An 11,431-nucleotide genomic window follows, 5' to 3' on the forward strand; every position below is an offset into this window, starting at 1 on the left:
TCACCGAACTGCGGGAAAGCCACCATCGAGGAAATAAAAAGGTTTGCAGCCGGGTACGGCCTGTTCGATTTGCAAGAGAGGGATAAGCGCGTAGATGCCCTAGCGAAAGGGCTGATTGGCGTTCTGTCCGGCTCGGCTAGTGATGAGGCTTGGGCAGCTTGGTCTAGGGCGACAGATCGCATGTACTTCAGGTGGCGGGCGTAAGCCAAATCCCTGCCTCTTTCGCCGCCGCTCTTGGATTGTCCAGTCATGGACGAGACGCAATCCGAGAGCGAGAACAAGGGCGCGCAGCTACTTGAGCTTGGCAACAAGTGGCTGAGCCGCATTCGGGCATCGGAAAAGCGCGAAGACGACTGGATGAAGGATGCTGAAGCGGCTGAGAAAGCCTATTCGGCAAATCGCAATTCCAAGGCCGAAGGCAAGGTCTACGACTTCAACATCTTGCATTCCAATGTCGAGACGATTGTCCCGGCTATCTACAATTCCACGCCCGTCCCCGATGTGCGCAGCCGCAATTCCTTGCCACAGCCTCAGATGCCCGACCCGCCGCTACAGCAGGAAGGGCAGCAGGTCGATCCGAGGGCCATGCTTGCATTCCAGCAGGCACAGCAACAGGCACAGATGCAGCAGCAACGCATCAAGTCGGTGCGCGACTTCTGCACGTTGCTAGAGCGCTCGATCACGGTCCAGATCGATGACAACAAGCTGGACAGCGAGGTTGAAAGCTGCGCTCAGGACGCCTTTCTGTCTGGGCGTGGCATTGTTCGTGTCCGGCTCCATGTCGATGATGCTGGAGCGAATGAACAACTTTCCTTCGAGGCCATAAGCTGGCGCGATTTCCGGCGAGGGCCGGCAAAGCGGTGGAATGACCTGCCGTGGATGGCGTTTCGTCATTCCATGCCAGCCGAGGAAGCCGAGCGCTTCGGTGACAAGGAACTCATTGCCTCGCAAGTGACGCCCGACGCTGCCGTTCGTGAGAACGAGGAAGACGATATCATCGTTTGGGAAATCTGGTGCAAGGATCCCAATCGCGAAGTCCTGTTTGTTCGCGAGAGCGACGGGATGATCATCAAGCGGGAAGCTGACCCGTTGGGCTTGACCAGCTTTTATCCCATACCAGCTCCCGTCCAGCCGATTACCTTGACAGGTCGTCTCGATCCGACTTGCCCGTTTGCCATCTACAAGAAGCTTGCCGACGAACTCGACCTGACCACAAAGCGCATCAACGCGATTATGCGTGGCCTGAAGGTGAGGGGGCTTGTGGCAGGTGACCTTACCGATGTGGAATTGCTCTCCAAGGCTGATGACAACGAACTGGTCGCGGCAAAGAACCTTGAGGGGCTGGCCCAGACCGGCGGCATCGAAAAGGCCATCATGTGGTGGCCCGTCGAAAAGGCCATCATCGTCCTGAAGGAACTGTACGCCCAGCGCGAGCAGATCAAGCAGGCGATCTATGAGCTAACCGGCATCAGCGACATTGTGCGTGGTGCGTCCAATGCCGGCGAGACAGCCACGGCACAGCAGATCAAGACGCAATGGGGCTCGCTTCGCATCCAGAAGATGCAGCGGCTTATCCAACGCCTTGTGCGCGACCTGTTCATCATCGCTGCGGAAATCATCACCACGAAGTTCTCGAAAGAAACGCTTCAGCATATGACCGGCATTGAGATAACGCCGGATATCGAGGCAATGCTGACTGAAAAGACGCTGGCCTACTACCGCGTCGATATCGAGAGCGACTCGACGGTCAAAGCCGACACTACCCGAATCAAGGGCGAGATGGCCGAATTCATGACAGGGACAGGCCAGTACTTCGCCACGATGGGTCCGCTCATCCAGTCTGATCCAGCGATGGCCAAGCCGATAGCTGCGATTTACACGGCGTTCGCTCGCAATTGGAACCTTGGCAAGCAAGCCGAGGATGCGCTGGAAGAACTCAGCCTCATGGCGGAGCAGGCCGGCAAGAAACCAAAGCCCAATCCTGAAGCCGAGAAGGCAAAGCAGGAAATGGCGATGAAGCAGGCTGACATGCAGGCAGATCGCCAGATGAAGGAAATGGACTTCGCGGCCAAATCCAAGGAACGCGAGGAAACCATGCAGATGAAGCGCGAGGAGCACGGCTTCAAGATGCAGGAGATGTTCGTTGCCGCAAACCAACGCTCGGTAGAGTTCGATCAGAAGCGCCAGATTGAGGGCGACAGGCACACCCAGGCGATGGAATCGCGCAAGGCTGACACGGACGGCAAGCGCGCCGAAATGGGCCTGCCCAATGAGGAAATCATGGGTGGGCTGATAGCCGAGATGGCAGCCCAGCGCGAGGCATCGACACAGGCAATCACGGCTGTTGCCGAAGCCATGCAGCAGGGCAATCAGGCGATAGCGCAGGGATTGAACAATCTGGCACAGGCCCAACTCGCACCCAAGCAGATCGTGAAGGACGCAGCCGGCAAGCCTGTCGGCATTCAGGCGATGGTGAACTGATATGGCAAACGCAATTTATCCCAAATACAAGGAAGCGCTGCTCAACGGCTCGGCAAACAGCGCCATCACAGGGTCAGGAACGACCGGCCTCTATGTGGCATTGGTGGATACCGGCACCTACACCTACTCGAGCTCCCACGAGTTCTATTCGAGCCTTTCCGGCGTCGTCGGGACCGATCAGGAAATCACCACGCCCACGCTGACAGGCGGCGTTGTCGATGGTGGTGACGTGACGTTCAGCGCGGTATCGGGCAACTCGGTCGAGGCGTTGGTGATCTACCGCAAGAATGCCGGTGCCAACACGACATGGCGACTGGTTGCTTATATCGACACCGGTCAGACTGGCTTGCCGGTCACGCCCAACGGCGGCTCAATAACGATTACATGGAATGCGAGCGGCATCTTCGCGCTCTAAGCCATGGCCGCGACCATTGTCCAATCAGCGAAGGGAACATCTACCTCTGCCACGGTAACGGCGTCGTTTGCGACGCCGCCTACCAACGGCAATAGAATCGTCATTAGCATTGCAGCTGATGACTACAACGGGACGCCAAATGCCGGTTGGTCACAAGAAACTGGCATGGAACAACAGACGTTCCATGGCTCGTATCTGTGGTGGCAGACTGCTGCTGGTGGTTCGAATTCATTCCAGTACACCATTGGTTCTGCAAGCCCGTCATCATGGGTGCTGATGGAAGTATCGGGGCTGGATGGAAGCCCTTACGACATATCGAACGGCCAGTACGCCACCGGGACGAGCAAGACGTATTCAACGCCTGCATTAACGCCGACAGCGGGCGAACGGTTTGTTGTCGCGGCGGTCAATTTCAATCGCAACTCCGGGACGCTGGCAGGTAATACAGTCACCGGCTGGACGAACTCATTCACCGCCGTTGACAGCATCGGCTCGGGACCGAGTGGCACCAACACCACGGCATCGCTTGCAACGCGCTCGGTCACAGCGAACGGATCTACGTCCTATTCGACCTCGGGCACGTCAACTATCGACGTAACGAGCGCATCCGGTCTCATCATCGCCTTCAAGGTGGCGAGTGGTGGCGGTGGGCAGTCGATTACCGGAAGCCTGTTCACCAACACAAACAGCTTCTATGGCGCTACAGTCGGGCGCGGTTCGGTAAACATCAGTGGCGCGCTGTATAGCGAAGCCGACACGTTTTATGCCGCAACGCTTGGCAAGACATACGCGATAACAGGCGCGCGTTTCGACAATTCGGCGCAATTCTACGCCGCAACGGTTGCCCCCGGCACAGTCACGATTTCCGGGGCACTCTTTACTGATGGAGATGCATTCTACGCGGCGACTGTAGGCCGTGGCGCTGTCAACATTGCTGGCTCGCTCTACACCGATCCTGACAGCTTCTATGCTGCCACGGTAGGGCAGGCAGGAGCCCCACAGAACATCGACGGCGCGCTGTTCAGCAATGCCAACGCATTCTATGGCTCGACGGTAAGCGCATCCTACACCATTTCAGGTGCGCTCTACGCGGACGCTGATGCTTTGTACGCCGCGGCTGTCTCGACCAGCTATGCAATCAGCGGAGCGCTTTACACAGACGCGGATACGTTCTTCGCGGCTTCGATCAGCCAGCCGAACACGCCGCAGACCATCACAGGGCAGCTTTACGCCAACGATAACCAGTTCTTTGGCGCGGTGGTTGATGGTGGGCAGACAGAGCAGCCACGCCAACCTGGCGGGGTCATTCCGCGCCCCATCATCTACGTGGACAAGGACGGCAATCCCGTTGATCTGGACACATACCAGACCCGAAAGGCAAATCAGGCAGTTCAGGCCGCGAAGGTCGAGGTCAAGGCGCTTCCAAGGACAGACAGAAAAGAAGCCGCACAGGCTCTCAAAGCCCTTCAGGACGCCATCAAACAAGAACAGGCCGAGTTGATAGCCGCGCGCTCACGCGAATTGGCTTCAATGCTCGACACTACAGCCCAAATCCTGTTCGAACTTGAACAGATAGTCACCCAGCGCCAGCAGGAGGAGGACGATCTTCTGACTATCCTGCTCCTTGCCGCATAGCCAAATCCCTGCCTCTTTCGCATAGCCCATAGCACGTTCGCCTCATGGGAATTTACGTTTGGCGAGACGGCAGTTTTTTCGACAAGCGCACCGGCAAGGAAATGATCCTGCCGAAGCGCGAGCGGATAACTACGCCCTTCGTTCTCTCGGACATTCCCGAATACAAGTCTCCGATCGATGGACGCGTAATCGGCTCTAGGTCCGCCCGCCGCGAGGATTTGAAGCGCAACAATTGCATCGATGCCCGCGAACTCCCGTCCCCTACAGGGGGGAAATTCAGGAACAAAGAATTTTGTGCCAAACACGGGCTTCAAGTCAGCGAGGAGCACCGCTGATGCTGACTCAATCTGCTTTGAAGGAGTTTTTGCACTACGACCCATTGAGCGGTGATTTTGTGTGGTTGGAGCGTTCCGCCCGAATGTTCGCTACTGAGCGCGATTGCAAGGCCTGGAACACGAGATTTGCGGGGAAGCTTGCTGGCAATGTTGGTCGTGACGGATACCGCTATATCTGTGTCGGTTATGAAAGTTTTTCGGCGCATCGTCTCGCTTGGATGTATCAGACGGGTCAATTCCCGGTGCACAGCATCGACCATCAGAATGGCAATCGAAGCGACAATCGGTTTGCAAATCTCAGAAGTGCAGAGCACTGGCAAAACTCGCAGAACCTGAAAACGCCAGCGACCAACACGTCCGGTTTAGTCGGGGCGAGTTGGGACGCGACCAAGCGCAAATGGGACGCCAGAATCAAGGCGCGAGGAAAGCAATATCACCTTGGCCGCTTTGATACTGCCGAACAGGCTCATGCCGCCTACCTAGCGGCAAAACGTGAACTGCATCCATTTCAACCAGCCCCCCGAAACGAAGGAGCGCTTACATGAGCGAAGCCCTTGCCGAAGCCCTGATTACTGATCCCGCACCCGCCATTGTCGAGACACCGGTTGATGCCGGTCCGTCCGAAGATGAGGCGTTGGGCGCTGCCTTTGATCGCCTCATGACGAACAACGGGGCGGATCGTGGCGAGGATGGGAAGTTCGTCAGCACCAATCCTGATAAAGCGGCTTCGCCGGGGGGCGAAGAAGGGGCCGGCGATGGTGATGGAGCGCCCGCCGCGTCCGATGCCTCGCCGGCTCCTGCCAATTGGGCGGGGCTGGATGATGCATGGAAGGCGCTTCCTCCCGACCTTCAGGCCAAGGTGAAGCCGCATTTCGAAGATTTGCACCGCCGCATGTCTGACCAAGGCCGGCAGTTGGCGAGCGTCAAGCCGTTCGCTGACCATATGGCACAGGCGACACAGGCGATTCCGACATTCAAGGGCATGGCACCAGAGCAGGTGAGCCAGAAGGCGCTTGAACTGGCTGCTGTAGCCGTTGAACTGAAGCGCGATCCTGTTGGGACGCTGATCAACATCGCGCACTCAACAGGCCAGCTCCAAGCCCTTGCAGCAAAGCTTTCCGGGCAGTCCATGCCTGAGCCAGTGCAGGAAATTACCGATCTGAAGCGTGAGATTGCGTCGTTGAAGGACAGGCTTCAACAGGCTGCCGATCCGTCGCAGATCGAAACACAGGTTTCGCGTGTCTTTGAGGGCCGCGCCGCTCAGGAGGCGGTGAACCAGTTTGCCAGCGATCCGGCAAACTCGTTCTTTGCTGACGTTGAGCCGCAACTCCCGGCGTTCATTACGCTCGCGAAAGAGGCAAAGCCGGGTGCGCCCATCAAGGACGTGCTCCAGTCAGCCTACGACATGGCAATCAATGCGCTTCCCGACGTGAGGGCGAAGGTGCAGGCCGCTGCCAAGGCAGCCGCCGCCGACCCCGCGCGAACTGAAGCGGCGAAGAAAGCCGCCTCCATCAACGTCAAATCAAATTCGTCCGGGAAAGAGCGGGCTTTGACCGAGGCTGAAGCCCTCGGCTCCGCCTACGAACGGGCGATGGCAAATTAAAGGAACCATCGATCATGGCAACGCCATCAAGCGTTTTCACGGAAATGGTCACCACCACGGATCGCCACTGGGGGTCCAAGGTCACTGACAACGTTTCCAAGCACAATGCCTTTATCAATCGTCTGAAAGAGAAGGGCAAGATCAAGACCGTCTCCGGCGGCTACGAGGCTGCCGAGCCGCTGGAATATGCCGAGAACGGTACGTACCAGCGCTATTCGGGCTACGACACCCTCAACACGGCTGCCTCGGACGTTCTGACCTCGGCCAAGTTCGACTGGTGTCAGGCCGCCTTGCACGTCACGGCGTCGGGCCGCGAGGTTCGCATGAACATGGGCTCCAAGGAGCGCATGATCAATCTGGTGAAGTCCCGCAAGGACAACACGCTCAAGACCGCCGCGAACAACTTCTCCATCGACGCATATTCCAACGGCGCATTGCCCAACCAGATTGGCGGGCTCGCGTCCATCATCCAGACGGACGGCACCGGCACCGTTGGCGGCATTGTTTCCGGTACCTACACGTTCTGGAAGAACAAGTTCCTCGAAGCCACCGGCACCAACAACGCGGCATCCCCCGATGCGACGAAGTCGGCGACGTTCAAGGCTGACATGAACAAACTGTGGCTGCCTCTCAACCGCGGCGCAGACAAGCCGGACCTCATTGTCATGAGCCATGACTTCTATTCGCTCTACGAGTTGGGCGAACAGCAGCTCCAGCGCTATGCCAATGCCGATCTGGCCAAGGCCGGCTTCCTCGGCCTGAAGTACAAGACCGCCGATGTCATTTTCGATGACAACGCGAACTTCGCCACCACGGCTGAAAAGGCGTATTTCCTCAACACCGACTATATCGGCATCACCCAGCATCGTGACGCCCAATGGACGATGGACGAAGAAAAACGCCCGACCAATCAGGACGCTATTGTGGTCCCCATGTACTGGATGGGCTACATGTGGGTGACCAACCGGTCGCTCCAGGGCGTTCTCTTTGATGCGTCTTAAGGAGAAACGACCATGAGCACCATTGGCGCAAACATCACTGAAACTTTCACGGCGGAAACGCTCGCCAACTCCGGCAAGGGCTGGGGCCTTGGCGACAAGTGGACCGATCCTGACGGCAAGGTCTACAAGTTCGTGAAGTACAATCAGGGAGCAGGAACGGTGGCGGCTGTGGCGGGCAATTTTGCCTACTATTACGCCCCGTCCGGGACTTCCGCTGGAGCCGTCACGGAAGTGACCTCCGACCTGTCGGACTCGGCGGGTGTGGGGGCTGGCGTCTTGCAGTCGGTCATCCCGAATGGCGGTTATGGCTGGATACAGATCAAGGGACCGGCCACGCTTGGTCAGGCTCTCACGGCAGGGGCGGACGGTAACGCCCTGACGGCGGTCGGCTCCAGCGATGGCAAGCTCGACGTGTCGGCGGCTGTCACGGATCACATCTGCGCAATAGCGGTCGATGCAGACGCAAAGATCGTTTTGCTGACCTGCCCCGAGTAATTTGCCAACCGGGGAGGCTTACGGGCCTCCCCATCAGCCCTCCCGGAGAACGAAATCATGGACCAGAAGCCCACCATTATCATTCATGGGTTCAAGACCACCTACGAGCTTAACCGCTCGACCGGCAAACGTGATCGCAAGGTTGATTGGGTGATGTATTCGCCCGCCCATGCCGCGATGTACACGCAGATTTCCGACCGCGTTGACTGGCTGAGGCCGCCGGAGTTCCTCCAGAGCGACGAGCAGGGTGTCAAGATGGCGGCGATGACCCACATGTGGGCGCAGATCGAACCGGCCTACAAGGCGTGGAAAGAAGGCAAGGAAATCCCGCTCGACGGCACGGCGCTCGCGTCGTGGCAGTTGCTCGACGCGGGCCAGATACAGGCATTCCAGGCTGTCGGCATCAAGACCGTGGAGCAGGTTGCGGCTATCACCGACACGATGATTGGCCGTGTCCAGCTTCCCGGCGTCCGCAACCTGAAGGAACAGGCGCAGGCGTTTATCGACGCTTACGACCAGAACGCCACAGCTACGCGGCTGTCCGACCTTGAAGCCAGCAATGCCGCGCTTCAGGAGCAGTTGGCGGCGGCGATGGAGCTTCTGGAAGAAAAGACAGGCGGCAAGGCCAAGAAGGCTGAGAAGGAAGCGGCGTGAGCAAGGTTTCCGAAGTCATGGATGACGTGGCGCTCGAATGCGCCACTTCTGTGCCGAATTCATGGATTTCGGCTGCCACGACTCGGACCTATGCCGAATTCCACTCCATTCTTCGCATTACGGCGCGCGAGCTTCTGGATCGGGTGGATTGGCCCGATCCGGTCACCAAGGACGCGGTTCTTGCAGGGACAGATGCCGAGACCTATGACCTCCCGGCTGATTTCCGCCGCCTCACATTCGATGATGAGACGGTGTTTGAGACCACCCGGACGCGCCGCTCCACCATTCCTGTCGTCTCAAATGGCGCATGGACCGCTTTGAAGCTCTATGGTTCTGCCGGTGGCGAGCGCTTCTACCGCACGTCTGGCGACGATAGTTCCGGGTTCGATATCTCGTTCTATCGCCCGCTCGAAACCGGGGCCTCTATCACCGTTTCCTATGTTGCGCAGAACTGGCTCCGGTCGGGCGGCAATCCTGCCGATACATGGGCCACGGTGGACGACACGCTATTGCTGCCGGACGAGTTGATCCGGCTCGGCTGTGTCTGGCGTTTCAAGAAGCGCAAGGGCTTCCCGTACCAGGATATCATGAACGAGTATGAGGCAAAGCTTGCCCGTCTCGCCAATGAGAGCCGAGGCAAGCGCACCATCTGCTTCAGCGACAAGGAACCTGGTCTTCCGATGCGGGTCCCTGTGCCTGATGTGATCCCCTCATCCTAGCCAAATCCCTGCCTCTTTCGCGGTGATTTATCGAAAGTCCGACCATGTTCTATGATCGGACAGCCGGCTCATCGCGGACCACGCGGCAGACCTCGAAAACCAAGGTGTTCCCCGCTCCGAAAAAGGGCTGGGTGCGCAATGAGGCGCTTGCGTCTGGCGACCCGTTCGGGGCCGAAGTCCTCGATAATGGCTTCCCCACAGCTGAAGGCATTCGGATGCGCCTTGGCTCCATCAAACGAGCCACATGCGATTCGGGTGTCGCGGCCACCTATCTTGCGACCTACGAAACTGAGACGGTGCAAAAGCTGTTCGCAACAGATGCCAGCGCCATCTACGACGTGACGCCAGCCGGCGTATCCGACCCCGATGCAGAAGTTTCTCCAGACGTGAGCGGCCTCAATGGCGGGTATTGGTCCTCTGTCCAGTTCCCGGCCGGCGGTGGTGTCTATCTGGTCATGGCGAATGGCACCGATGATGTCAGAAATTATAACGGCTCGGCATGGTCTACCCCCACGATCACAGGCGTGAGCAGTGACGATCTGTCATTTGTCTGGACGTTCAAGAAGCGGCTTTTCTTCACCGAGAAGGGGACCACGAACGCATGGTATCTCGCCTCATTGTCCATCGCTGGCAGCGCTTCGAAGCTCGATCTTGGCGGCATTTTCCCGCTAGGTGGATCATTGATCTTCGGCGGGACGTTCTCTCGCGATGCTGGCGACGGCCTTGACGATTTCTGCATCTTCGCCACGGACCAAGGCGAGGTCGCAGTCTATCAGGGCGACGATCCTTCTGAGGCCAATTCATGGTCGCTGGTGGGCGTCTATCGCATCGGCAAGCCGCTGGGCAAGAATGCCCATTTCAAGGCTGGTGGGGATATCGCCGTCACGGTCGATGACGGGATTGTCTCGCTTGCTCAAGCCATCCAGCAGGACCGGGCCGCACAAGTGCCGGTCACTTATCCCATCGAGGAACCATGGCGGAAGCTCGTCAAGGAACGGTCATTCGTCCATCCGTTCCAGACGATTGTATGGCCGCGCCAATCAATGGCTGTCGTGGCCGTTCCATCCTTCGGCGGTGTGGAAAAGTATTGCCTGGTGGTGAACACCAAGACCGGCGCATGGGGCCGATACACTGGCTGGGATACCCGCTGCGTGGCGGTGTTTCAGGATAAGCTCTACTTCGGAACGCAGGACGGGACGATTGTTGAAGGCGAGGTGGGCGGCTCAGACCAGGGTCAGCCTTATTCACTCGTCGTCATCCCGAAATTCGACATGCTCGGCTCGCCGAACGAGAAGCTAGCACTGCATGCCCGCATAGTTGCTCGGTCCAGCGATCCGCTTTCTGTCCAGTTGTTCGGCGCAGCGGATTACGTCTACTCGATACCCGTTCCATTGCCGTCAGACCCTGATCCTGGTGGCAACAAGTGGGGTTCAGGCGTTTGGGGGTCGTCCACATGGGGCGGTGGGGATAACAGCCGGGTCATCACCGAATGGCAAGCAATAAGCGGGATCGGTCATGCATTGACTGTCGGGCTTCAAGTCACGTCGGGCCGCGATGCAGCGCCTGATTTTGAACTGGTGAGCCTCAGCCTCCAATACCAAGAGGGGGCTATACTCGTATGATCTACGCCTTCTCGGTCGAAAACGCAGAGCAGAACGTCAAGGAACTGTATCCGCTCTACTGCCGGCACTATGCCGAAATGCAGGCGAGGCTGTCGTCTGATGGAGTGGATATCCCCGAATTCAACCCGCGCCTTGAGGCGTACTTTCGCGGCGCGAGGGAAGGCTACTTCCTGAATTTCGTGGTGCGGACGGAGACGGGCGAGCCTGTTGGCTACTGCAATGTCTGGCTCACGAACGACGCCCACAACGGCGAACTGATCTCCCGCGAGGATACCGTCTACATCCTGCCGGAACATCGAAATGGCGTCGGGAAAAGACTGGTCAAATTCGGCCTCTCTCAACTCAGGGAGCGAGGCGTCAAGCGGCTCTACGTTCAAGCCATGACTGATCTGCGCGTTGAAAAGCTTTGGCGGCGCATGGGCTTCAAGCCCATCGCGACTGCCATGACCTACACCTTTGAAGGAAACTGAC

General features: G+C 58.2%; 12 protein-coding genes. All 12 read left to right on the forward strand.

Features of this window, described 5'->3' with window-relative positions; genetic code table 11:
• Positions 1–249 precede the first annotated feature (249 nt).
• From ACODTY_RS06315 to ACODTY_RS06370, 12 genes are read left to right on the forward strand one after another with little or no spacing between them, the layout of a single operon-like run.
• Positions 250–2,481, forward strand: coding sequence for an OmpH family outer membrane protein (locus ACODTY_RS06315; protein ID WP_488993440.1), 2,232 nt, complete (start codon positions 250–252; stop codon positions 2,479–2,481).
• Between the two features lies 1 nt (position 2,482).
• Positions 2,483–2,896 carry a hypothetical protein gene (locus ACODTY_RS06320; protein WP_488993441.1) on the forward strand — a complete coding sequence of 138 codons (414 nt, stop codon included), beginning with the start codon at positions 2,483–2,485 and terminating at the stop codon, positions 2,894–2,896.
• Positions 2,897–2,899: 3 nt separating this feature from the next.
• The gene (locus ACODTY_RS06325; RefSeq protein ID WP_488993442.1) at positions 2,900–4,531 is read left to right on the forward strand and encodes an autotransporter outer membrane beta-barrel domain-containing protein; all 1,632 of its coding nucleotides are present in this window, start codon (positions 2,900–2,902) and stop codon (positions 4,529–4,531) included.
• A gap of 44 nt (positions 4,532–4,575) precedes the next feature.
• Positions 4,576–4,866 (forward strand): hypothetical protein, encoded by a 291-nt coding sequence (locus ACODTY_RS06330; protein ID WP_488993443.1) that lies wholly within the window; start codon positions 4,576–4,578, stop codon positions 4,864–4,866.
• Positions 4,866–5,411 carry an HNH endonuclease gene (locus ACODTY_RS06335; RefSeq protein ID WP_488993444.1) on the forward strand — a complete coding sequence of 182 codons (546 nt, stop codon included), beginning with the start codon at positions 4,866–4,868 and terminating at the stop codon, positions 5,409–5,411. The genes ACODTY_RS06330 and ACODTY_RS06335 overlap by 1 nt, the downstream gene beginning before the upstream one ends.
• Positions 5,408–6,469: a hypothetical protein gene (locus tag ACODTY_RS06340; RefSeq protein ID WP_488993445.1), complete on the forward strand. Its 1,062-nt coding sequence runs from the start codon at positions 5,408–5,410 to the stop codon at positions 6,467–6,469. The genes ACODTY_RS06335 and ACODTY_RS06340 overlap by 4 nt, the downstream gene beginning before the upstream one ends.
• A 14-nt stretch (positions 6,470–6,483) precedes the next feature.
• Positions 6,484–7,470: a phage major capsid protein gene (locus ACODTY_RS06345; RefSeq protein ID WP_488993446.1), complete on the forward strand. Its 987-nt coding sequence runs from the start codon at positions 6,484–6,486 to the stop codon at positions 7,468–7,470.
• Positions 7,471–7,482: 12 nt separating this feature from the next.
• Positions 7,483–7,965, forward strand: a complete 483-nt coding sequence (locus ACODTY_RS06350) for a hypothetical protein (protein ID WP_488993447.1) — start codon at positions 7,483–7,485, stop codon at positions 7,963–7,965.
• Positions 7,966–8,022: 57 nt separating this feature from the next.
• Entirely contained in the window at positions 8,023–8,619 is a 597-nt protein-coding gene (locus ACODTY_RS06355; RefSeq protein ID WP_488993448.1) for a hypothetical protein, read from the forward strand.
• Positions 8,616–9,338, forward strand: coding sequence for a hypothetical protein (locus tag ACODTY_RS06360; RefSeq protein ID WP_488993449.1), 723 nt, complete (start codon positions 8,616–8,618; stop codon positions 9,336–9,338). The genes ACODTY_RS06355 and ACODTY_RS06360 overlap by 4 nt, the downstream gene beginning before the upstream one ends.
• A 44-nt stretch (positions 9,339–9,382) precedes the next feature.
• Positions 9,383–10,960, forward strand: a complete 1,578-nt coding sequence (locus ACODTY_RS06365) for a hypothetical protein (protein ID WP_488993450.1) — start codon at positions 9,383–9,385, stop codon at positions 10,958–10,960.
• Positions 10,957–11,430: a GNAT family N-acetyltransferase gene (locus ACODTY_RS06370; protein ID WP_488993451.1), complete on the forward strand. Its 474-nt coding sequence runs from the start codon at positions 10,957–10,959 to the stop codon at positions 11,428–11,430. The genes ACODTY_RS06365 and ACODTY_RS06370 overlap by 4 nt, the downstream gene beginning before the upstream one ends.
• The last annotated feature ends 1 nt before the right edge of the window (position 11,431 follow it).

Source organism: Mesorhizobium sp. FG116, assembly GCF_057809835.1.

Coding starts and splice junctions, on each gene's coding strand:
- ACODTY_RS06325 (WP_488993442.1), top strand. CDS start 2,900: ATGGCCGCGACCATTGTCCAATCAGCGAAGGGAACATCTACCTCTGCC.
- ACODTY_RS06335 (WP_488993444.1), top strand. CDS start 4,866: ATGCTGACTCAATCTGCTTTGAAGGAGTTTTTGCACTACGACCCATTG.
- ACODTY_RS06320 (WP_488993441.1), top strand. CDS start 2,483: ATGGCAAACGCAATTTATCCCAAATACAAGGAAGCGCTGCTCAACGGC.
- ACODTY_RS06330 (WP_488993443.1), top strand. CDS start 4,576: ATGGGAATTTACGTTTGGCGAGACGGCAGTTTTTTCGACAAGCGCACC.
- ACODTY_RS06355 (WP_488993448.1), top strand. CDS start 8,023: ATGGACCAGAAGCCCACCATTATCATTCATGGGTTCAAGACCACCTAC.
- ACODTY_RS06365 (WP_488993450.1), top strand. CDS start 9,383: ATGTTCTATGATCGGACAGCCGGCTCATCGCGGACCACGCGGCAGACC.
- ACODTY_RS06340 (WP_488993445.1), top strand. CDS start 5,408: ATGAGCGAAGCCCTTGCCGAAGCCCTGATTACTGATCCCGCACCCGCC.
- ACODTY_RS06345 (WP_488993446.1), top strand. CDS start 6,484: ATGGCAACGCCATCAAGCGTTTTCACGGAAATGGTCACCACCACGGAT.
- ACODTY_RS06350 (WP_488993447.1), top strand. CDS start 7,483: ATGAGCACCATTGGCGCAAACATCACTGAAACTTTCACGGCGGAAACG.
- ACODTY_RS06315 (WP_488993440.1), top strand. CDS start 250: ATGGACGAGACGCAATCCGAGAGCGAGAACAAGGGCGCGCAGCTACTT.
- ACODTY_RS06370 (WP_488993451.1), top strand. CDS start 10,957: ATGATCTACGCCTTCTCGGTCGAAAACGCAGAGCAGAACGTCAAGGAA.